This window comes from Fusibacter sp. QWL-12 (assembly GCF_058683495.1).
The window spans coordinates 1,236,098-1,258,905 of record NZ_CM178745.1 but is presented as its reverse complement, the minus strand read 5'-3'; the positions used below and the strand labels follow the sequence as shown (position 1 = coordinate 1,258,905).

Annotated in this window: 24 protein-coding genes; 18 read left to right on the top strand and 6 right to left on the bottom strand. The window is 41.1% G+C overall.

Features of this window, described 5'->3' with window-relative positions:
* Positions 1-112 precede the first annotated feature (112 nt).
* Together AC4PID_RS06435 and AC4PID_RS06430 are read left to right on the top strand one after the other, a co-directional pair.
* Positions 113-640, top strand: a complete 528-nt coding sequence (locus AC4PID_RS06435; protein WP_492134743.1) for a DUF2500 domain-containing protein — start codon at positions 113-115, stop codon at positions 638-640.
* Positions 641-731: 91 nt separating this feature from the next.
* On the top strand, positions 732-1,655 hold the full coding sequence (locus tag AC4PID_RS06430; RefSeq protein WP_492134742.1) for a glycosylasparaginase: 924 nt from the start codon (positions 732-734) through the stop codon (positions 1,653-1,655).
* 61 nt (positions 1,656-1,716) lie between these two features.
* On the opposite strand, the gene AC4PID_RS06425 is transcribed toward AC4PID_RS06430, so the two are convergent.
* From AC4PID_RS06425 to AC4PID_RS06415, 3 genes are all read right to left on the bottom strand, one after another.
* Complete coding sequence (locus AC4PID_RS06425; RefSeq protein ID WP_492134741.1) at positions 1,717-2,103, bottom strand: HsmA family protein; 387 nt, start codon at positions 2,101-2,103, stop codon at positions 1,717-1,719.
* A 4-nt stretch (positions 2,104-2,107) separates the two neighbouring features.
* Positions 2,108-2,578, bottom strand: coding sequence for a MarR family winged helix-turn-helix transcriptional regulator (locus AC4PID_RS06420; protein WP_492134740.1), 471 nt, complete (start codon positions 2,576-2,578; stop codon positions 2,108-2,110).
* Positions 2,579-2,740: 162 nt separating this feature from the next.
* Entirely contained in the window at positions 2,741-3,499 is a 759-nt protein-coding gene (locus AC4PID_RS06415) for a hypothetical protein (protein ID WP_492134739.1), read from the bottom strand.
* Between the two features lie 208 nt (positions 3,500-3,707).
* Here AC4PID_RS06415 and AC4PID_RS06410 point away from each other — a divergent pair, with 208 nt between their 5' ends.
* The 5 genes from AC4PID_RS06410 to AC4PID_RS06390 all read left to right on the top strand — a co-directional run bounded on the left by AC4PID_RS06410 (position 3,708) and on the right by AC4PID_RS06390 (position 6,736).
* A complete protein-coding gene (locus tag AC4PID_RS06410; protein WP_492134738.1) occupies positions 3,708-4,343 on the top strand; it encodes a hypothetical protein in 636 nt (211 codons plus the stop codon).
* A gap of 39 nt (positions 4,344-4,382) precedes the next feature.
* Complete coding sequence (locus AC4PID_RS06405; RefSeq protein WP_492134737.1) at positions 4,383-4,778, top strand: serine hydrolase domain-containing protein; 396 nt, start codon at positions 4,383-4,385, stop codon at positions 4,776-4,778.
* A gap of 135 nt (positions 4,779-4,913) precedes the next feature.
* Positions 4,914-6,035: an IS200/IS605 family element RNA-guided endonuclease TnpB gene (tnpB, locus tag AC4PID_RS06400; RefSeq protein WP_492134736.1), complete on the top strand. Its 1,122-nt coding sequence runs from the start codon at positions 4,914-4,916 to the stop codon at positions 6,033-6,035.
* 128 nt (positions 6,036-6,163) lie between these two features.
* Positions 6,164-6,409, top strand: a complete 246-nt coding sequence (locus AC4PID_RS06395; RefSeq protein WP_492134735.1) for a hypothetical protein — start codon at positions 6,164-6,166, stop codon at positions 6,407-6,409.
* A 15-nt stretch (positions 6,410-6,424) separates the two neighbouring features.
* Positions 6,425-6,736: a YciI family protein gene (locus AC4PID_RS06390; protein WP_492134734.1), complete on the top strand. Its 312-nt coding sequence runs from the start codon at positions 6,425-6,427 to the stop codon at positions 6,734-6,736.
* A gap of 1 nt (position 6,737) precedes the next feature.
* On the opposite strand, the gene AC4PID_RS06385 is transcribed toward AC4PID_RS06390, so the two are convergent.
* Positions 6,738-7,595, bottom strand: a complete 858-nt coding sequence (locus AC4PID_RS06385) for an aldo/keto reductase (RefSeq protein ID WP_492134733.1) — start codon at positions 7,593-7,595, stop codon at positions 6,738-6,740.
* Between the two features lie 252 nt (positions 7,596-7,847).
* On the opposite strand from AC4PID_RS06385, the gene recQ reads away from it, so the two are divergent.
* From recQ to AC4PID_RS06330, 11 genes are all read left to right on the top strand, one after another.
* Complete coding sequence (gene recQ / locus AC4PID_RS06380; RefSeq protein WP_492134732.1) at positions 7,848-9,659, top strand: DNA helicase RecQ; 1,812 nt, start codon at positions 7,848-7,850, stop codon at positions 9,657-9,659.
* A 57-nt stretch (positions 9,660-9,716) separates the two neighbouring features.
* Positions 9,717-10,289: a carboxymuconolactone decarboxylase family protein gene (locus AC4PID_RS06375; protein ID WP_492134731.1), complete on the top strand. Its 573-nt coding sequence runs from the start codon at positions 9,717-9,719 to the stop codon at positions 10,287-10,289.
* 1 nt (position 10,290) lies between these two features.
* Positions 10,291-10,860, top strand: coding sequence for a hypothetical protein (locus AC4PID_RS06370; RefSeq protein ID WP_492134730.1), 570 nt, complete (start codon positions 10,291-10,293; stop codon positions 10,858-10,860).
* A 14-nt stretch (positions 10,861-10,874) separates the two neighbouring features.
* Positions 10,875-12,029 carry a DUF362 domain-containing protein gene (locus tag AC4PID_RS06365; RefSeq protein ID WP_492134729.1) on the top strand — a complete coding sequence of 385 codons (1,155 nt, stop codon included), beginning with the start codon at positions 10,875-10,877 and terminating at the stop codon, positions 12,027-12,029.
* An 81-nt stretch (positions 12,030-12,110) separates the two neighbouring features.
* Entirely contained in the window at positions 12,111-12,860 is a 750-nt protein-coding gene (locus tag AC4PID_RS06360; protein WP_492134728.1) for a YaaA family protein, read from the top strand.
* 29 nt (positions 12,861-12,889) lie between these two features.
* Positions 12,890-13,606 (top strand): LytR/AlgR family response regulator transcription factor, encoded by a 717-nt coding sequence (locus AC4PID_RS06355; protein ID WP_492134727.1) that lies wholly within the window; start codon positions 12,890-12,892, stop codon positions 13,604-13,606.
* On the top strand, positions 13,603-14,760 hold the full coding sequence (locus AC4PID_RS06350; RefSeq protein WP_492134726.1) for a sensor histidine kinase: 1,158 nt from the start codon (positions 13,603-13,605) through the stop codon (positions 14,758-14,760). The genes AC4PID_RS06355 and AC4PID_RS06350 overlap by 4 nt, the downstream gene beginning before the upstream one ends.
* A 178-nt stretch (positions 14,761-14,938) precedes the next feature.
* Positions 14,939-16,837: an ABC transporter ATP-binding protein gene (locus tag AC4PID_RS06345; protein WP_492134725.1), complete on the top strand. Its 1,899-nt coding sequence runs from the start codon at positions 14,939-14,941 to the stop codon at positions 16,835-16,837.
* Positions 16,815-18,662, top strand: coding sequence for an ABC transporter ATP-binding protein (locus AC4PID_RS06340; protein ID WP_492134724.1), 1,848 nt, complete (start codon positions 16,815-16,817; stop codon positions 18,660-18,662). Before AC4PID_RS06345 ends, AC4PID_RS06340 begins: the two co-directional genes overlap by 23 nt.
* A 113-nt stretch (positions 18,663-18,775) precedes the next feature.
* Positions 18,776-19,207, top strand: coding sequence for a DUF1801 domain-containing protein (locus AC4PID_RS06335; protein ID WP_492134723.1), 432 nt, complete (start codon positions 18,776-18,778; stop codon positions 19,205-19,207).
* A gap of 178 nt (positions 19,208-19,385) precedes the next feature.
* Complete coding sequence (locus AC4PID_RS06330; RefSeq protein WP_492134722.1) at positions 19,386-20,555, top strand: hypothetical protein; 1,170 nt, start codon at positions 19,386-19,388, stop codon at positions 20,553-20,555.
* A 3-nt stretch (positions 20,556-20,558) separates the two neighbouring features.
* On the opposite strand, the gene AC4PID_RS06325 is transcribed toward AC4PID_RS06330, so the two are convergent.
* Positions 20,559-21,698 (bottom strand): sensor domain-containing diguanylate cyclase, encoded by a 1,140-nt coding sequence (locus AC4PID_RS06325; protein WP_492134721.1) that lies wholly within the window; start codon positions 21,696-21,698, stop codon positions 20,559-20,561.
* Positions 21,699-21,930: 232 nt separating this feature from the next.
* Complete coding sequence (locus tag AC4PID_RS06320; RefSeq protein ID WP_492134720.1) at positions 21,931-22,803, bottom strand: TrmH family RNA methyltransferase; 873 nt, start codon at positions 22,801-22,803, stop codon at positions 21,931-21,933.
* Positions 22,804-22,808: the final 5 nt, after the last annotated feature.

The following is a 22,808-nucleotide window of genomic DNA, read 5'->3' as shown; positions in this document are numbered from 1 at the left end:
GGACTCGATGTCCGAAGATTTTTATAAAGGATTGAATCAATGCGTCAACGTTGCTAATATAGATACATAAAGGGTTATAATTATTTATGCAATTGACAGAGTGAGGTGTAAGATGATCAACCACAAACGGTTTTGGCTGACGGTTTTTATCGCTTTTATTCCAATCTTAATAATAGCCATGATGACTTTTATCTTTATTATCTATCCAGGGCAAAAATACGACTTATACGATGTCGATGCCGGTGATGTTTATTATAATTTGAACGAATTTTACATAAGAATGAACGAGAGTAATTTTAAATTTGGAGTCAGCATGTCATTTTTATCAAGTATTATGTTAGCTGGGATATGTGCGGTTGGTTACAATGCTTACAAGATTAATTCTATGGATCCGACTGTGGTAAGCGCTAAGGTGATCGCAAAGGACATTCGCGGTCAGAGTTTTAATACGAGAAGCGGGGTGACTCAAGTCGCAACTTATTTTGTGGTAGACTTTGAATTTGAAGACAAGACTACGAAGCAGTTTTCAGTAAATGCAACTCAGTTTTCGCTTATGTTTGAGGGCAATGTAGGATTACTTGTGTATAAGGATTATTTGAAGCTTTATTTTATCGATTTTATAGTGGAAAGCTTGGAGTAGCTGCGGTGTATACTGTAACTGAAAAGCGAAAGCACGTGTTCCCATAAAATCAATTACTTAAAATATATATCAATAGAATGGAGAAAAGCCTATGAGTTGGACGATTATAGCGACATGGCGAATGGCACTTGAGGGTGTGAGCAAAGGCGCGGAGCTGCTGAAGGAGAATGGTAGTGCATCTGAGGCGATAGAGAAGGCGATCAGATGTGTGGAGGATAATCCGCGTTATGGTTCTGTGGGCTATGGTGGTCTGCCGAATTATGTGGGTGAGGTGGAGCTGGATGCGGCTTATATGAACGGTGATACATTGGGCATAGGTGCAGTTGCTGGACTTAAGGATTATGCCAATCCAGTCTCTGTCGCTAAAAAGCTAAGTGAGGATCGTTTTAATATCTTTCTAGTTGGTGCGGGGGCGGATGCCTATGCGCATATGAATGGGTTTGAAAGAAAAAACATGTTAACTGAAGCGGCGAGAGATACTTGGAAAGCGCGACTCAAGGAAGTGAATGATAAGAATCTTAGTCCATATGATGGTCATGATACGGTGGGGATGGTGGTTTTAGATAGTGCCAACGCCATGGTGGCGGCGACTTCAACCAGTGGTCTTTTTATGAAGAAGCCTGGGCGTATAGGGGATTCTGCGCTTTCGGGTTCTGGGCTTTATGTAGACAGTGAAATCGGTGGTGCGACTGCGACGGGTCTGGGTGAGGACATCATGAAGGGCTGTCTGTCGTATGAAGTGGTAAGGCTGATGTCAGAGGGCTTGACGCCACAAGAGGCTGCGGATCAAGCGGTGCAAGCGTTTTCAGAGAAACTGAAGCGTAAAAAAGGCGTAGCGGGTGCGATTTCTTTAGTATGTGCCAATAATAAGGGCGAATGGGGCGTTGGGACAAACGTTGAGTTTTCGTTTGTAGTGGCGACGGATCAGGATACACCTCAGGTGTATTTGGCAAATTTGGAAAATGGTAAAACGGTATATAGAGCCGTTGATCCTTCTGAGATAGAGGATAAGTAATTCAGTTGAAAAAAAGCTGAAGTCCAAGATTATTGAGACTTCAGCTTAATTTTATTTTTGATTATCGCATTGCGACAAATGCTCCACTTACATATGGGATTAACCAGATTAACCAAACCATAAGACTAAACTTGTGGAAGGATGCTTGTGATTTTTCGTCTTTTTTCTTGAGTACGAGGGCTGCCCAAAGTGCATGTACGAGCATGAGACCAATTGCTAACCCACCTGTAACTGCGTGCCAGTTGATGCCAGTGATAACGGTGTCGCTGCCCTTAGCGATAAAGCTCATGGTAAGTGTACCTGACGTATCAAAGAAAAGTCCGATAAGGAAGAGAATGAGGTGTTTTGGCTCAAGGCGGCCTTTTCTATGCTCTGCCCAAACGCCCCAAGTGTAAAATACAAGTGCTGATGTGATCATAACGATTGCTAAAATTAATTTTGGTTCCATAAAATTACTCCTTCTTCTGTTTAATCGATTGGATCAATCGATTTAAATCATTTGATAGTGTTGCTTGTTCCTCTACTGTAAAGTCTTGAACGAGTGCATCTAAAACATCTGACATATGTGATCGAAAGTGTTTGGCCAGTTCTTTCCCTGATGGGCTAAAACGAATCCAAATGGTTCTTCGATCTTCAGTGTCGTGATGCTTTTCTAAAATATCCATTGCGACCATTCGACTGACGATGCCAGAAACCGTTCCTTTTGAAAGCGACATTTGCTGACATAATGACGAGATGGTCGTTTGACCTTCGTGTCCAATAAGCTTCACAACCAATAGCTGCTGAGGTGTCAAATGACTGACGATGCCCTTTGAGGCTTCAGATACTGGCTGGTCATTATGTGAGAAGCTTAAGTTGATTTGCCCGTAGAGCTCTCGGATTTGCTGAAGGATTTGAAACGCATATGGATTTTCTTTTTGCATATTTACCTCGTTCAAAATTAGTTCGCATTAAAACAGTTCTTATGCAAACTATATTATCAGTGGTTTGAAATTATGTCAACACTTATTTGAAAAAAATAATTTGTTTCATTTTTTAGAAAAAGTAACCTTGCTAAAATGCTGAAATTTCAACATTTCTATCGCTTATTGATTTAGCTTTGTACCCTGTATTTCAGCTGGGAGTGTACCTTTATAATATAGCGCACCATCTTCCACACGAAGTTCTTCAATTGAAAATCCGTTTGAGCTTGTAATGAGTCCGTTCACAAATCGTACGACCTCAGTCTCGACTTTATTGATAACGCTATCGCTCATTTGAAGCTGTCCGACTTGAAGGGAAGTGATATCGATACTGATTGAATTTGAGCTCGTGCGAATCAATGTTCCCTTAGCGTATACGGGCTTATTTGCAGCGACATTTGTGATGATTTTTATAACCGTATCTGACATACTAGAGCTCGTTGAAGCTAATATAAAGGGTGAAATGCTAGCAAGCAGACGTTGGCTTTCTAGCTCAACCATATTTTGTTCTTTAATAAAATCAATAAAAGCATCGGTTAAATTGAAACTCATCTCCCCTTGATTATTGCCATTAAATGAAACTTTAAAGTCGGTGATTGGACCACCATTAGCATTTGCTGTATCAATGAGCGCACTCATCTCTTCGTTTGAAAAAGCCGCCTCGATGGCATTGGTCCCTGATGTTGTAAAATCGCCTTTTGCCAATGTCACAAGGTTTAACTCTTCAATGCTTTCTACAGTGATCTGTGACTTTTCATAAGCAGTTTCATAGTCGGCTTCAGTCCAAGTAACATCTACCGTTTTCCCTGTACTGATAAACACATATATACCGCCAACAACTAGAATGATAATAATTACAAGCACCAATAATGCTTTTTTCATCCTAACTCAACCCCTTTCCATAAATCCACTTTATTGAATAGACAACTGATAAAAATTTATCTATCATATGTATCCATACCCTTATTTTTGAGTTCTAAATGGAGAGTTGTTGGGTTTTCGAGTAGAATAGATATTGAGGATGAATTGTGCTGTGAGAGGCGAAATATTAGTTTGAAGTTGTGATCGTTTATTTAGAAGGGAGCCGAAGATGATGAAATACATAAAGCTTGGTTTGGGTGTGATTCTACTTGGTTTAGTTTTAACGGCATGTACGCCTAATACGAATGATTTGAGCGATTTGGAGGCGAATCTTTTGAGTCAAGTGGATAGAAGTCAAGACGATTATCTTGAAATGATGAAGGATAAAGAGTTGAGTCAATTAATTGTACTTGATTCTATTCAGTATGGTGCATTTACTGATGTCGATTCGGATGAGGCGATGGTGATTTTTAAGTTCTTAGATGTGCCTCATGTAGGTGGACTAGATCGGACGATGGCTTTGATTTGTGACGCAAACACCTTTAAGGTAAAACTGCAGCACACATTTGTAGCAGATCATGTGGAATTACATTTGCTTCAAAGAAATGATCTTAGAAATGAGATTCTCTATATCGGCAGTACTTCCTATCAAGGGGAAACCGTTTATGGGATAGAATGGTTTGATTTAAGTACTGGAGAGTTTGAAAGAAAGAGCATCATTGAAGGTGATTTCGAAAGGAATGCGGCATTCTTTTTTAGTAATGACATCCTTCAAATCTTTGAACTGAGTTATGAAGACTATGAGCCAGTTTATACGTATCAGTATTCTTTATTTTGGAGTCAAACAGAGGCAGTATTTAAGTAGCGTTTCAATGCGTATGAAACGCTCTTTTTTTTGCTCTGGATGCCAAGTGAGCTGGATTATGATTTTTATGAGGTGCTTAGAGCAAATCATGTATTAAAAGCATTAATCCATATTTTTAAGGATCAACCACTACAGTTTAAACCGGGTACACAGTTTGCCTATTCGGTCTCGGGGTTCCTACTTCTCGGCTATATAATTGAGCTTCTGACAGGATTGAGCTATGAAGATTATCTTCAAGCCAATTTATTTGAACCACTTGGTATGAAGGCTTCTGGATTTGATCACTACCAAAAGATCGTTAAGCATAGAGCTAGCCCATACGATGTCAGCGATGGGGTTCTTAAAAATGCGGCGTTCATCGATATGCGAATTGCGGGTGCAGGTGGTGGTCTATACACCAGCATAGAAGATATCAATCGATTTAACAAAACATAGCAAGAATTCCCCCATCTCTAAGCGAAGCGTAGGTGGTGGGATGAATTGCTTCTTTTTTTGTTTTAGAAGTAGTATGAAAAGTAAAAATATCGTATAATGTAAATAAAGAACAAACGTTCTTAGAAAGGAGTGTACATGTTAAAACAGAAGGCTTTTCGCTATCGAATCTATCCAACTGAAGAACAAAAAATCTACTTTGCGAAAACCTTTGGCTGTGTTCGTTTTATTTATAATGCGATGCTTCATGATAAGATTGAGCATTACAAAATAAATGGCGAAACGTTAAATAGCACTCCCGCTAAGTATAAAGCTCAGTTCCCATTTCTTAAAGAGGTTGATTCCTTGGCATTAGCCAACGCTCAACTCAACCTGGAGTCAGCTTATAAAAATTTCTTTAGAGAAATCAAAAAAGGTAATAATGACCAAGGTTTTCCAAAATTCAAGAAGAAAACCTATAATCAAAAATTCAAAACTAACAATCAAAATGGTACCGTTGGACTAATTGATTCAATATTTCTCAAAATACCTAAACTGAAAACGCCCATAAGAATAAAGCTTCATAGACAACCGCCAAATGATGCCGTAATTAAATCGGTCGTTATTGAGCGCTCCAGCAGTGGAAAATATTACGCATCCATATTAGTTGAGACAAACATCGAACCATTGACTAAGGGAATGAACTCTATTGGCATAGACCTTGGACTTAAAACGTTCGCAGTCACTTCAAATGGTGATGAGATTTTATCTCCAAAAGCCTTAATAAAACATGAACAAAGGTTGGCATTCTTGCAAAAGTCGTTAGCTCGAAAAGAAAAAGGTTCCAATAATTACTATAAAAACAAAAAACAAATAGCGCTTCTACATGAAAAAATTGCTAACATTCGAAAAGATTTCTTACACAAAGTCTCTACACAATTGGTAAACGAAAACCAAGTTATCAAAGTGGAAAGTCTAAAAGTTAGAAATATGGTCAAAAATCACAAGTTAGCGAAGCACATTTCAGATGCATCATGGTCGATGTTTGTCGAAATGCTATCTTACAAAGCAAACTGGTATGGACGAGAACTCATCAAAATTGATACGTTCTATGCATCCAGCCAGCTTTGTCATATTTGCGGACATAAAAATAGCGAAGTTAAAAACCTCGCTATTAGAAAATGGAATTGTCCATCCTGCGGTACAGAGCACGATAGAGATATTAATGCATCTATAAATATACTGAATTACAGAACCGTCGGAACGACGGGAATAGCTTAGGTAAACTTGCACCGTTAGGTGCATTGACTAAGAAGCTCCCACTTCAAAACGTAGTGCGTTTTAGTGGTGAGTAGTTCACTATTGGGCTTAGAAATGGTAAAATTATAAGTGACGCTTGTGTCTACAAAATGTTTGATAAGCAGTTTAAGATAGCTGAGGGTGTTTTTTCTGGCTATGGTATCTTTTTGGAGGAAGCAGTTGAATCGGGGCGAACAGTTCATAAACAGTACCATGCAGGTGGCGGTAATGGCGTCAGAAGCATCAATCTATTTTATCCCAAGTTAGATGTGGGGTTTGTTCTGTTATCCAATGTAAATGATAAGCCAGTTTTCAATCAAGTGATGAATCAAATAGAGGCAATTTTAAGCGAATAGGTGAGGGAGAATAGGATGAATCAATATTTATATCAATTAAAGTTAGTTCAAAGATTGAATTCAGATGAAGCTTGGTCAGAGGCGGATCGTCAAATAGTGAGCGACCACTTTAACCATTTAAAGGATCTAACAGAAAAAGGGGTCGCTCTAATTGTCGGACGTACCAATAGAGAATATGAGGATGGATTTGGCATCGTCATATTACAGGCGAAGGATTGGGAAGAAGCGAATGCAATAATGAATTCAGATCCTTCAATAGTCAATGGCATTATGACAGGCAATCTTTTTGAATATAGAATTGCCCTTGAAAGCTTAACAAAGAGTTGATTTATCTTGCCTTAAGTGGGAAAAGAGGCACATTTTCTTTAGCCACATTTTTTAAAAGGGTAAGCTCATCTTCGGTAAGGGGTTGATCCAGCTGATCGATGATTTTTACAGCCCATCTAAAGTGGTCAATGTCTCCTGGTGGGACAACGATGTTTACACCACGAGAAAGAGTGTATCTCATCGCTAGATTTGCAAGATTATAGTCTTCTATAGGATGATACCAAGCCTTTGGATGCTTCACAGCGTCTGAAGGCTGTTTTTCTGTCTGAGCCATGGACTTGATTCCTAGAATGGCCATATTCTTCTCTTTCGCTTTTTCAAGCACATAGCTGCCGTAATCGTTTTTTAGTAGGGATACAAAATTAAATGGAAATAGAATGCTATCAAAATCATAGTAAGACATGAGTGCGAGAGCGGCCTCAGTGGAGTGTGCTGAAAATCCAATGTGCTTGATGTAGCCTTTTTCCTTTGCCTTTAAATACGTTTCAAAGGAGCCGTTTGGACCAAAGGTGCGCTCAACGTCAGATAAGCTATAGACAGCATGTAATTGATAGAGATCAAAATAATCGGTCTTTAATAGCTTTAGTGATTTTTCAAGTAGGGCTTGAGACCCCGCTCTGGTTCTGTCTTCAGTTTTACAAGCGAGAAAAACATCCTTTCTTTTGCCTAACAGTGCAGGTCCAAGACGTTCTTCAGCATTTGAATAAGTCGGTGCTACGTCGAAGTAGTTGACGCCAGCATCGATGGCTTCAGCCACATAATTATTGGCATCCTCTTGCGTTTCATCAGAAACGATAACGCCACCAAATGCCACTCTCGACAGTTTTGCTCCAAATTTATCGATGGTTGTATATTGCATGTCTGCCTCCTAGCTTAAGTATTTTCTATCCCTATCTATACCCATATCGCTGCTGCTAATCATAACATAATATTGATTCAAAGACAAAATATCCATAATATGGTGAAATAAATTGTTATGCTGCACCTTTAGTTGAAAGTAATAGTGAATATTCCAGTTATTTAGGATAAGATAGAAATATAAATGTCATAATAGATTTACACTAACGATTATAAATCAAGTCAGCTTTAGAGTAATAGAAATGGAGAAAAAATGACAAAACATGAGCTCTTAAAAAAATACTACGGCTATGAATCCTTTCGAGATCAACAAGAAGCGATCATTCAGTCGATTTTAGAATATAAAGATACAGTTGTAATTATGCCCACAGGTGGTGGCAAATCCATCTGTTATCAAATTCCAGCATTGATGCTAGAGGGCATCACCATCGTCATCTCACCGCTGATCGCTCTAATGAAGGATCAGGTTGAATCCTTGGATCAAAATGGGATTTCAGCGACTTTTATTAACAGTACGTTGTCTCTTCCAGAGCTGAATCAAAGGCTGATGGCGATCAGACATGGTGCCTATAAACTGATCTATGTCGCGCCAGAGGGACTGATGACCGGTCAGTTTTTCGAACTATCAAAGGGGCTGGACATTAGCCTGATCGCCGTGGACGAGGCGCATTGTATCAGTCAATGGGGACACGATTTTAGACCGAGCTATAAGGTGATTTCTGAGTGGGTCACTTATCTTAAGAAAAGACCTGTCATCACAGCTTTTACTGCAACAGCCACACACGCAGTAAAAAGAGACATCATCGACTTGTTAAGACTCCGTCAGCCAGGTCAATACATCTCTGGTGTGGATCGTGAAAACCTCATCTATCGCGTGGTGAAGCCACCTAAGAAATACGCCTACTTGCTAGATTGGCTAAAAGAGGTACCCTCTGATTATACGGGAATTATCTACTGTGCAACTCGAAAGACGGTAGAGCAGGTGGCGAAGGCACTGAAAAAAGATGGGATAAACGCAGGCTTTTACCACGGTGGCATGCCGGCTGAACAGCGAAATAGCGTTCAAGATGCCTTTATGCTCGATAAAAAACGTATAATTGTTGCCACAAATGCATTTGGTATGGGCATCGATAAACCAGATGTCAGATTTGTCATCCATTACAATATGCCGAAAAACATGGAAGCGTATTATCAAGAGGCGGGTCGTGCAGGGCGTGATGGCCTTGAAAGCGACTGTATTCTGATGTACGATTCGTCGGATATCGTTAAGCAGAAGATGCTCATCACACAAAATAGTACCGATCGAGAGCGTTTTACCATACAGATGGAGAACCTACAAAGTCTGATCGATTACTGTAATACAAACAATTGTTTAAGAGGTGAAATTCAGAGCTATTTTGGCGAACGTGAAGGAATTAAAGCGTGTAGTAGCTGTAGCAATTGTCTTGATGAATCAGAGGAGATCGATTGTACAGAGGATGCACAAAAAATACTGTCGTGTATCTATCGCATGGACCAACGCTTTGGGATTAACCTAGTGGTAGACGTCCTAAGAGGTGCAAAATCGCAAAGGGTTAGAGAGCTTGGTTTCGACAGACTTTCTACCTATGGTCTCATGAAAGAGGTCTCTACTGAAATCGTTAAAGAGCAAATCATGTTCTTAATCTCAAAGGGTTATATAATGATGACTTCAGATGAGTATCCTATATTGAGACTTAGTCCTCTTTCAAGAGCGGTGTTAAAAGGTGAAGAAAAAATTGTGATGAAACAAACACGTCTAGAGGTTAAGACACATAAAAAGGCTAAAAAGCGTGCCAATACGGCTGCGAAACACCCTGAGCTATATGACGCTTTAGCGAAAGTAAGATCGGACATCGCACAGTCAAAAAATGTGCCTTTGTTTGTCGTGTTTGCCAACTCTGTACTTACCGATCTCGCAAGTGAACTGCCAACCACTAAGGAAGCATTTCTCGACATAAAGGGGATTGGTGAGAAGAAGTATGATAGATATGGCAAAGCTTTTCTAGCGGCTATACTTGAGTATAAAGATTTAAATGGGTTATAGTTCTAAGACGATTTTAAATGAATGGTGATATAATTAAATCAGATTGCGAGGTGTCCTATGAAAGCGTATATCGATCCACCTTCTAAAATACCGTTTTATATCCGTATTGGCTTGTTTTTCGCAAGGCGGGTCACGGGAAAAGACTTATTGCCGCCTAGATTATTGGCTTGGTACCCTAAAGCGGCCATCAGCTCCGGCGTAATGGAAGGCTTAGTGGCACATGGAAAAGGCAAGGGCGAGCTAGACACAAGGACCTTACAGCTGATTCGGATACAGGTATCTCTGCTGTCAGCTTGTCCATTTTGCATCGATATGAACGGCAATGGCTATGAACACAACTCGATTTCTGCTGAAGAGCTTCAAGGCCTTCAAGGCACCCTTGACCTAGATTTGATTCCAACTTTTTCTGAGAGGGAAAAGCTCGCCATCCGATACACGCGCATGATCACGCAGACACCAGTCGTCATAAGCGATGCTTTTATGTCAGAGGTGAAAGCCACCTTTGATGAACGTGAAATCATCGTCATCGTAACGACCGCCGCACAGGTTAACTACTGGGCGAGGTTAATAAGGGCACTGGGCATTCCTTCTGCAGAGTTTATGGATCATGAGCTTATGGGAGGTGAATAAGATGCCTGTAGAAAAGCAAAGAAAAAGCCAGATATACCTTCTGATCGATCGACTGAATAGCAAATGGGTATTTTTAGCCTTAACAGCACTCTTTATCCTCTTTCTTTTGGTCTTTTTACCGAGAGAAGCGACGAGAAGTGATCTTTCAACAGGTGGCTTAGCGTCACCGGATACGCAGTTCATCTATTCGGCTTCTGATTTAAAAGCGCTCATCTCTAACTACAGTGAGCTGGCTAGAAAAGAGTATATCATCGCTAAGGTGCGCTTCGACATCCTATGGCCCATCGTCTATGGAATTTGGCTGACTTCGGGGTTGAGCATCGTTTTAAAAGGTGGGTGGCGAAAAGGGTTGATTTTTCTGCCTTTTATCGCAGTGATTTTTGACTTTCTAGAGAACATCGCCGTTTCAACTGCCATGGCGACGTATCCGAGCCCACTAGGGATTGCACTTTATCTTGCGCCGATCTTTACTGGCATTAAATGGTTGATGCTGAATTTAGCCATGCTGATTTTTGGTGGTGTGGTCATTGTAAAACTGGCGAGTTATATATTGAAAAAGGTTTCGAGATAATTGGGGGTAACGAGATGAGTAAGGTAATCGTAAAAAATTGTTCGGATTATGAAAACGACCGTGTGAAATTGGCGATTTTAGAAGGGTTAAACCCTTTGGGCGGTCTTTCCAATTATATAAAGGAAGGGTCGAAGGTACTCCTTAAAATTAACCTCATCGGTCCAAAGAAGGCAGATCGTGCTGCGACGACGCATCCTGAGTTCGTCAGAGCGGTGGGTCAGCTGGTGAAGGAACTTGGGGCAGAGGTGTACGTGGGGGATAGCTCAGGGGGTGCAATCGCTGGTATGGCACCGACGAAGAAGAGCTTTACAGTAGCGGGGATTGAGCGCATCGCTGAAGAGGAAGGGTTCACCTTAATCAATTTCGATGAGGTTGGACCCGTGTCGAAGCAGTCAGATGAAAATTATACTGAGGAGCTTTTTATCACGAAGGCCATCGAGGAAATGGATGTGGTGATCAATCTGCCAAAGATGAAGACGCACTCTATGGGCATCTACACCGGTGCGGTAAAGAACCTATTTGGCGCGATTCCAGGTCTTAGAAAGGCGAAGTATCACCGCGATGCACCGAATCCAGAGGTTTTTGGAGAGGTATTAGCGGATATTCATAAATCCATTCACAACATGCCGCTGCACATCATGGATGGGATCGTCTCTATGCAGGGAGAAGGGCCGACGGCGGGTAAGCCTTATCCAGCGGGTAAGGTGCTAATTTCTGAAGATCCGCTGGCGCTGGATCGCATCGCCATCGAGATGATGGGGATTAAGCCTGAACGCGTGGACATCTTAAAAGCCAGCATCAAAAGGGGCATCGGTCGTTGGGAGCCTCAGGAGATCGAAGTTGTCGGTGATTATGAGGTGCTTCGCAACTACGAACTGCCTAAAAGCTATGTGACTAACGTCACTAAGGACAATTCTGGCGTAAAAGGGGTCATTGACTTTTTTAAGGTTGTCCCTGTGGTGAACACGAAAAAATGCGTGAACTGCAACTCATGCGTGGACAGCTGTCCTGTAAGTGCCATCGATAGAGCGACGAAGAAAATCGATTATAGCATCTGTATCGATTGTTTGTGCTGTCATGAGCTCTGTATGGTGGAGGCAGTGGATTTGAAATCAAAGAATGTGATGGTCAATGTGGTGAGAAGCGTCGCTAATTTATTCTTAAAATAAAGATAAACAAAACGGGCTGGAAACAAGCCTAAAGCACTAGAAAGGAACAACATGCTATTTTATATCAGTCCGAGTAAAACTATGAAATTAATACAGATGACGGCTGAGGCTGAGGGGCCGTTTATACTGGCAAAACAGCCTGCAGCTACTCTAAGGACCCAGCTTTCAAAGCTTAGCGTCGATGAACTAAAAGCTTTTTATAAGGTCAGTGATAAGGTGGCGCAAACGGCTTATGAACTACTTAGAGTTAAGGAGACAGGTGCAGCCATTGATCTGTTTGAAGGGCTTGTGTTTAAAAATTTAAGCTATGCAACGCTCGATGAAAGTGAAAAGTCATATCTAGCGTCACATCTCATCATTGGCTCAGCACTCTATGGTCTTGTTACGCCAAAGCAGCAGATTAGACCCTATCGCTTAGACCTTGATAATCCCATCACTCTGGAAGAACAGTCACTATCACAGTACTGGAAAAAGAGAGTAACCGCAGCGATGGTGAAACATCCTTGCAAATGGATCATCGATCTAGCGTCTGAGGAGTACAGTCAGCTGCTGGATTTAGAAATGCTCAATGAGGGAAATTCACATAGTAAAAGCAAACAGAAGCCACACAAACAAGTCATCAAAATAGAGTTTAAAGAAAGACGTGAGGGCAAGCTCGTCAACGTAGCAACGTTCTCAAAGATGGCGAGAGGGCAGTTTTTGAGACAGGCTGCAGTGATGAAGGCAGCATCACCAGAGGATTTAAAAGACATCCTTGTAATGGGCTTTGCATACGACGCATCACGATCGACAGAGTCGGTCTTTTGCTTTGTGTCCGAGCCAAACGAATGATTTTATCAAGCTATTAAGAGAGGTAATCCTTGAAACTAATCATATGTGATGACGAAAAAACAGCAAGAGAATGGGCTGAAAGGACGGTCACCGCTTGGAGCGAGGCTAGAAAAGAGCCACTGAAGCTTATGACCTATCCAAGTGCAGAAGCCATGCTCTTTGACATAGAAAATTGGTCGGATGCCGATGGTTTAATCCTCGATATTGAGATGGGTGCCATGAATGGTATGGCGCTTGCAAAAGCCATCCGGCTTAACGATGCCCATATTCCCATCTTGTTTATAACGGGATACGAGCATTTTGTCTTTGAGGGCTACGATGTCGGTGCGGTGACGTACCTATTAAAGCCTGCAAGTGAATCAAAGCTCTTTACTGCACTGGATTGCGTGCGCGCCATGAGTGAAAAAAGCAAAGCCGTCCTGCTGTTAGAAGGCAAAGACGCCTTTGAAAAGGTGTATTTATCCGATGTCATCTACCTAGAAAGTCACAAACACGACACAGAGGTGGTAACCCTAAAGACTCAAATCACCATCAATAAGGGCATCAATCAGTTTGAGTCAGAGCTGTCAGCCAGTGGATTTTGCATGCCGCATCGTTCCTATCTCGTGAACATTGAACGGATCTCAAAAATCACAAAGACCACTGTTTTAATGGATGGTGGCCACGAGATTCCTATTGCCAGAGGCAAATGGGCTCAGGTCAACCAGTGTTATCTAGACTATTATCGAAGGGGAAGAAATCTATGATCGTCCATTTCACACTACTGCTCCTCTACCTCTATGGGATATTCGCAGGCGGAAGGCTCGTCAAGGGCACCTCTAAAAACGTCGTATTCATACTGGTTAACATGACGCTTTTCTTCCTAAGCCAACTAACGCCTTGGCCGATTTGGGGCACACTCGCCATCCTCTTCGTCACTGAGGTCTTTTTATATTATTATTCAGAAACAGTTTTTGGGGAGAACTGGCTTAGCCCATTCATCTATGGGGGTTGGCTTTTACTTATGAATTTAACCTTACAGTCAGGGGGGTGGCTCACAGAGACCGTAGCCGTTATCCTTATGCTTGAGCTCCTTTTCTTAGGGCTGAGCTATAAAAGAAACTACCTTAGAGTGTGGAATGCTGGTGCAGTAACGCTGGTATACGCACTGTTGATCTATGCCGATCTAAGGATACTCGTATCGTCGCCTTTTGTTCTAATTGCCATAGCGACTTTAGTTTTTGCACTGCTTGAAACCACACTTCGCGGCTATGAGAAGGGTTTTCTACATACCACAAAGGAGCTGAGAGAACAGATGCTCAGCCAACAGTACCATGAGATTCAGGCCATCTATCTCAATATGAGGGGATGGCGACATGACTATCACAACCACATACAGGTGCTTAAGGCGACTCTGGATCAAAATCAAGTGGAGACCGCGCGTGGCTATCTCGATGGGATAGAAGATGCCTTAAGAAAGGTCGATACCTATGTGAAGTCAGGCAACGTTATGGCAGATGCGATCATCAACAGCAAGCTGACATTGGCTGAGCAAAAGCACATTCAAATTACCTGTGATGCTTTTTTACCGGATGATCTGTTCATCAGCGATGTAGATCTTTGTACCATATTGGGCAACCTACTGGACAATGCCATAGAAAGCTGTGATAAAGTGGCTAAGTCAGAGCGCTTCGTTAGAATCTATTTGGCGATGCAAAAAGAACAGCTTTATCTATCGATTCAAAATGCAGCCTTAGAGGAAATGGACTTCGAGCAAAAGCATTTTATCTCTACTAAAAGAGGCAACCATGGTCTCGGGATTAAGCGCGTCGCCGCAGTGGTGAACAAGTGGAACGGCTATATTTCGCTTAACCAAGAGCCAGGGGTCTTTGCCACAGAGATTATGATTCCAAACAAATAATGGCTATTAAATGTCATTATTTAACAGCGATCTGCATTTCGTGCAGTATTTCGACAATTCGTGTAAGAAGTGGTTGGTGAACCACTTTTTTTGCTATACTCACTTCATAAAAGTAAGACTTCGCAATTATAATATTTTATCTTCAAAACAGAAATCATATCGAAAGGAACTGTGAGCTATGGCAGCCGATTCAAAATCATCAAAACAAAAGCATGAACACAATCGCAATAAGCAATCAAATCCTCAAACCTACTCGGTTTTGAGTAATTATTTATTTGCCATCCATCTTTACCATGAGGGTGTGGGTAAAAAATACCACCTTCACGACCTACTCGCAATCCTCTTTGGCGTGGCATCGCCATTTATCGCTATGGCATTTCCAAGCTTTGCAGTGGCGCAGCTTCAAAGTGACCGAGCGCTAGAGACGATCTTTATTTTTATCATTGGCTATGTGCTCATACTAAAGGGACTTTCAGTGGCAACCGCATATATCGGTAACGTTCAGCAGATGGACTACTTTTTAGGAAGAATCACCACGGCAGCGCCTAAGCGTCGTCATATTTTAGACATGAACTTCGAAGCCCTTGAGCGCAAAGAAGGTCAAGAAAAGGTAAGGGCAGCAGACGAATGCGTCTTTCACGGCAATGAACATGGGATCGAAGCGTTTCTCTCAGCTTTCCCCAAAGTCGTGCTCAACGTCTTAGGTTTTTTACTTTACTCTTTAATCGTTATCAAAATCAGCCCATGGCTTTTCGTCTTCATGTTCGTCACTGCAATCGTCTTTAGTGCACTAAGTCTTATACAAGGCAACTACTGGAATAAGATGTACAAAAACATGCTCAGCTTATATATGCGCAGAAAAAAGAGTTTTCACGAGACCATGACCGTCGATGCACGTGGCGATATTATCCTTTATCAGATGAAGGACTGGTTGTGTGAAAAGCTGAATGCCGTTGCAAAAGCCTATGCAGATGTGTACCGCAAATACTTCAGATTGGAAACCAGCACGAACCTCATCATCCTACTCATCAATGCCCTTCGAGACGGTGCGGTGTACTTTATTCTCATACGTCAAATGACACTCGGACAAATCGGTATCAGTGAACTGCTCTTGATGGTAGGGGTTGTCGCAGGCTATAGCGCATGGATGCAGCAGCTTTTCGTAGCGGTACAACAAATCGCAGCCAATGCGTATACCGTTTCTCAGTATCGTGACTTCCTAGCATACGGCAATGAGCCTGAAAACAGCATCACACAACTATCACTTGAAAAGGGACAACACGAGATTAAGCTTGAAAACGTCTCTTTCCGTTATGATGGTGCCGAACAAGATGTCCTGACAGACATCAACCTAACCATACGCCCTGGTGAAAAGGTCGCATTGGTCGGCGCAAATGGCGCAGGAAAAACCACACTTGTTAAACTGATTTCAGGGCTTTACGCACCGACGAGGGGCAGGATTACCATTGATGGCATCGACATGACACAAATCAGTCGTGAACAGTACTACAAGGCTTTTTCGGTGGTGTTCCAAGATCTAAAAATCTATGCGGCAACCGTGGCACAAAACGTTTCCTGTTCATTGGAGCCCGATCGCGAGAAGGTCGTCGAAAGCCTAAAAAAAGCAGGTTTATGGGAAAAAATTGCTTCACTTTCCAGTGGCATAGATGCCGATATGACACACCACCTTTCAGAAAATGGCGTGCTTCTTTCTGGTGGTGAAACGCAAAAGCTGATGCTTGCAAGAGCACTTTATCAAGACGCACCGATATTGATACTTGATGAGCCGACTGCAGCACTTGACCCCATCGCAGAAAGTGAAATGTACGAAACCTACAGCACCTTTTCGTTGGACAAAACCAGTTTGTTTATTTCACATCGCCTCAGCAGTACGCGTTTCTGTGATCGCGTCTGCTTTATGAAGTCAGGACAGCTTACAGAAATAGGGACTCATGAGGACTTAATTTCACTCTCAGGTGACTACGCACAAATGTTTAACATACAAGCGCAATACTATAAAGAAGAATTCGAATCCAATAGGGAGGTGAGTGCATATGAATCGTTGGCAGTCCTTTAAAAACACACATAAAGCAGGCTTTAGACTCCTTAAAGTCGTTAAGCAAATCGACCGGGATTTGATACCACTTAATTTGATCGATGCGGTCTTAACCACCGCACTCCCCTATGTCGCTTTGGTTTTCACTGCGCAAATCATCGATCGACTCCTAACCATTGACTATAACCGCGCAGGCTATTATGCGGGCATTATGATCGTTACACTCCTGATCATCGGAGGCTTAGATGCAATCATTCTCTATAAAACCAAACAAAGTCAAAGAGGCCTTCAAAACAACCTTGAAATTCTCATAAGAAAGAAGGGAATGGAGCTTGAGTACGATGTCATCAGTGACTCAGAAGCATTAAAAGCACTTAGAAATGCAGAAGAAGCAGCAAAGTTTAACGGTGGTTTGGGACATTTGGTCACCACCTACAAAGATCTGCTTAAGTATTTATTAAGCGCAGTTACTGCAGTTGTTTTCTCCGTTATATTTTGTTTGAGTGTACCAAACACATCGACAGGCATTCTTGCGATCATGGCAAACCCTATTGTTACAGGGATAAACTTAATCACCGCTTGGCTTTTAGGACTTCAAATGTCAAAGCATCAATCCATAAAAATTAAGGCGATAGACGATGCGATAGCTGAAAAGCACTATATTGTAGAAAATCAAATCGGTTATTGGATCGGCGAGGTCCTTTACGATACAGAGAGCGGTAAAACCATTCGCGTCAATGGCATGCAGGAATTAATCGATAAAAATATGGACAAGTTCATCAAAGAGGCGATGCCACTTTATGAGTCTATGGGGATCAGCAGTGGCAAACGGATTTTATCAGAAGGGTTAGAAAGTGGACTGTTTTCTATCGTAACCTATCTTTTTGTACTGGTGAAGGTCGTTACAGGTGCCATCAGTATCGGTGCTTTAACGCAATATGCAGGTGCATTCCTACAGTTTCATCAAGCCAGTTCAAAGCTCGTTTGGTCTGAGAGTGAGGTCAATCGTTTGACCAAGAACCTTCTACCACTAGCCGACTATCTCGAACGTGTTAACAAACGTTATACAGGCACACTCCCGATAGAAAAGAGAACGGATAACATCTATGAAATCGAGTTTCACGATGTGAGTTTTAGATATCCCGGAAGCGATAAAGATACGCTTCATCACGTAAATGCGAAGATTACGCTCAAAAATAAATTGGCGGTTGTCGGACGAAATGGTGCAGGTAAAACAACCTTTATCAAGCTTTTAGTAAGATTATATGACCCAACGGAAGGGTATATTACCCTTAACGGTATCGATATTCGTAAGTACAACTACGAAGAGTACCTGTCACTGTTTAGTGTGGTCTTTCAAGACTTCTATCTCTTTTCTGCTTCGATAGCAGAGAACATAGCCGTTCGAAAAGACTATGATGCTGAAAAGGTGACAGCGTGTCTTGAAAAAGCAGGTGTTCTCTCCTTTGTATCCACACTGGATAAAGGGATAGAAACGGTTATAGAAAATGGCACAGAAGATGCCATCGATCTCAGTGGTGGACAAGGTCAAAAAATTTCCATCGCAAGAGCCTTGTACAAGGATGCGCCATTTGTCATCCTCGATGAGCCAACTGCAGCACTGGATCCACTCAGTGAAGCTGAAATCTACGAACGCTTTGACGAAATGGTGGCAGATAAAACCAGCGTCTATATTTCTCACCGTATGAGCAGCTGTCGCTTTTGCCAAGACATCTTGGTGTTTGAAAACGGCACGATTAAAGAGCGTGGCGCACACGAGCTTCTGCTTAAGAACGAAAGCGTATATGCGGCACTTTGGAATGCTCAGGCGCAGTATTATGCTTAGACGATTAGCTGTGATTAGGTAAAAAGTTATTATTAATATGAGCAATGATTTATTTGAGCAATGATTTATTTGAGTATTATACTCATGTTATCCTTTGATTGAGAGGTGAAATGATGGCAGAACTGAAAACCAAACAAACGGATGCAGATGTAAACGCTTTTATCGAAGCCTTTGCAGCGACAGAACAGAAAAAGAAAGACGCCTTTGAACTGCTTACTTTTTTCCAAGAGGTGACGGGATATACACCAAAGATGTGGGGCCCATCCATCATTGGATTTGGAAGCTATCACTATAAATCAGATCGGAGTAAGCAAGAAGGGGATTGGCCACTTGTGGGATTTTCACCTAGGAAAGCAGCCATTTCACTGTATGTGTATATGGAGACCCCAAAAAACGATGCCCTCTTAGAGCAGTTTGGTAAGTTCAAAAAGGGAGTTGGCTGTATCTATGTGAACAAGCTCGCAGACATCGATCAAGTCATACTGAAAGAATTGATTTTAGAGACCATTCGATTTTTAAAGGAGCGGTATCCAGATACCAAATAGAATTAACCCATAACTCAAACGAAAAAGCGGCAAAAGCCGCTTTTTAATTTTTTTTTAAGAGAATTCCAATAAAAGGATGCTATAGTGATTTAAGGGTGACAGTATATTAACAACACAAGTCTATTTAATGACGTTTTACTAACAAGAATTAGATTGCAAGAGAGATAGAGAGGTAAAGATGAAACGTTGGATTAGCAAAAATTCTAAAGTACTTTCAATCCTGTTTTTTGTCCTAATCTGGTGCATCGTCGCACTGGCAACGGGATGTGAAAATCAGAGTGCAGAAGGATATAGTGGTACGGATACATATTCAGAAGAAACGACGAATGTCAATGATATTTGTGAACCGACCGATTCTGAGTGGGCGCTCATAATGCCCAATTACTCAGGTCATATATATTTGTATGGTGAAGAACATAGTGTTCAGCGCATCTTAGATCATGAGTTTGAGATTTGGAAAGGATTTTACAAGAATCAAGGGATGCGTCATTTATTTATCGAAATGCCTTATTATACGGCGGAGTACTTTAATCTTTGGATGAAAGCAGAAGATGATGAAATCATAATGACGATCTATGATGATTTTAGAGGAACTGCAGCGCATAACATGGATTATATTAATTTCTATAAGAGAATTAAAGATGAACTTCCTGAAACCATCTTTCACGGCACTGACGTCGGGCATCAATATCAAACGATTGGAAAGCGGTATTTAAGCTATCTTGAGGAACAGGGATTGGCTGAGAGTGAATCCTATAAAATTGCTTTAGAAGTGATGGAACAAGGTCAGTGTTATTATGAGAAAAATGACGATAATTATAGAGAAAATAAAATGGTGGAGAACTTCTTAAGAGAGCTTTCAGTGGTTAATAATGAAGATATTATGGGCATTTATGGTGCGGCTCATACTGGACTGGATGCAATGAGCTACAATGGTCAAATCGATTGTATGGGGAAACAACTCATGTCACTGTACAGCAGTCAGATCGTTTCAGAGGATTTAAGCTGGTTGGCGAAAGCCATTCAACCTATCAGAATCGATCAAAAAGAGGTTGAAGGTCAGATCTATGATGCAGGTTATTTTGGGAAGCAAGATTTGACAGGATTTAAGGATTTTTCTTACCGGGAGTTTTGGCGGTTAGAGGATGCCTACGAGATTTTTAAAGGCCATAGTAAAACGGGAGAGGTGCTACCTTACGACAACTATCCTGCAAAGGTGGAGTTTGGTCAGGTTTATTTGATTGAGTATGTAAAAACTGACGGTAGTAGTTACCGAACAGTTTATATTTGTGAAGATGAAATGTGGAACAATCAACTGTCGACAGAAGCGATTAAAACCAGTTTTTAGTTTTTATTGATCTTCACAAATCGTAACACGATTTCGACCGTTATTTTTTGATTGGTACAAGGCTTTGTCAGCTCTTGAAATTACGACGTTTAAGGGTGTCTCTAATGTACAGGATGCAATTCCGACGCTAACCGTTATGGAAAATGATGAGTGGTTTTCAGGTTTAAATTCAATTTCGGATGCCTTTCGTCTAAAATCGTCAAGGAGTTGATAAACTGACTCCGAATCAACTAAGGATAAATAGATTAGAAATTCTTCGCCGCCATATCTGCAAATATCTGCATAGGACTTAAAGTGAGACCTTGCTAGTTCTGAGAATTTCTTTAGAACTTCATCGCCCATATCGTGACAATACGAGTCATTGATGTTTTTAAAGTGATCTAAATCGAACATACAAATAAAACCAGAGTGATTTGGATCTGAAAATACTTTATCTAAAAAAGAAAAATAATAGCGTCTATTTCTAAGGCCGGTTAGGGGATCATTGTTAGCAAAGTACTCTAGCTCGGCCTCGTATATTTTTTGGATCGTCAAGTCGCGGATGACAGCAAAAAATCCGTAATAGGTGTTTTCATTCACGATAGTAGAGAGTGTAATTTCAAGAATTTTAAATTCACCTACAGCATTTTCAATATGGTGTTCAAAGTTATATTCACCTTTTTCGATAATTTCAGACACGCATTTTCGATACAATGCACCAGGAATTTTCAATAACTCGTAAAAGCGGCTATCTTTTACCTTATCAAAACTTGAAATGCCTAATATGTTCTCTAGTGCAGAGTTAATCTCGACGATCTTAAGATATCGGATACTATCGTTAAGGAGTGCCTTTTTATCTACAAATGCATCTAATTTAAGCCCCTCGGGCAAAATGTTAAACAAATAGCCTTCCTTTGAGTGATTAAACAAGGCAGTAAGATGACGCTGTTGATTAGAGAGTGCTCTTCTCACCTTAACGAGTTCGGTGACGTTGTAGCCAAAAGCAATGTAGTATTCAACCTGTTCGTTTGAATCAAAGACAGGTTTAATTTTCAAATCTAAATCGTTAATTTTACCATTATAATCTTTATATTGTGCCTCAAACCGCACGGTTTGAAAGGTGATCGCTGCCTCTTCTATAGCGAATAATATTCTATTTTGCATTTCATCTGAATGAATCCAACAAGGTAAATCCCAGTAAGCATGGTTGATAATGACTTCACGGTCTAGCCACTAAGCGCAATAAAAGACTGGTTAACGGCATAGATTTCACCATCTGGCGAAAGAATGGCGGTTAATGAAGGTGCTTTGTCAAAAACATTTTGAAAGACAGAATTAGGGTCTATATGAATCACCACCTATAATTGGATTGTATAAATATATATAATACCCCAAATTAGCGTCTCGCACCACTTCTGTAGATAGCAGCTTCATATAACATCAGAGTTGCTGCTATTCCCACATTAAGTGAATCACAATCACCATACATCGGTATTTTCACAAGATCAGTCTTAAGGTTTGCATCGTACCAATCCCTCGAGATACCATAGCGTTCACTGCCCATAACGATGGCGATTCTGCCATTGTAATTTTGTTCGTAGTAGAACTTATCTGCGTCCGTATCGGTTAAGATGATTTTATAATTGTTTTTAGTAAGCCATTCGATGATGTTTGCAGTTTCATCTTCTACTATAGGTACTTTAAAGCATGAGCCTTGGCTACTTCTAAGGATTTTTGGATGTGTAACACGCGTTTTTCGGTTACAAATGAAGATGGCATTTGTGTCTGTGCCATCGCTAGACCTAATGATCGTTCCGATGTTACCTGGGATTTCTAGACCATCCAATACGACGATCACTTCATGCTTTTTCGGGCTAAGATTGTGTAAGAACGTTTGTGGAAATTTTGCCAGCGCAAAGATACCTGCAGAGGTACCAACCTCAGCAATTTTCTTAAATGTCGTCGTTGATACGATGTGGATTTCTTCAGCCATTTCACAAAGAGAAATCATAATTTGATAGGCATCATTGGTTGTGATGTTATCGAGATCGAGTAGTAATGCTTTCACCTTTACATCGTATTTAATCAGTTGACTACATGCCCAAATGCCTTCCACGCCAACAAGCTTTTCAGGATTGGATTTGGTATTGCCAACAACAGCTTGAATCTTTTTAATCACCGCTGCATTTTTGCCTGTAAGGCGGCACTTTTCAGGATAATCCGTTCGAATAGAACGTTCCTTTTCTTCTAGGGTTTGCTTTATAAACATGGAGG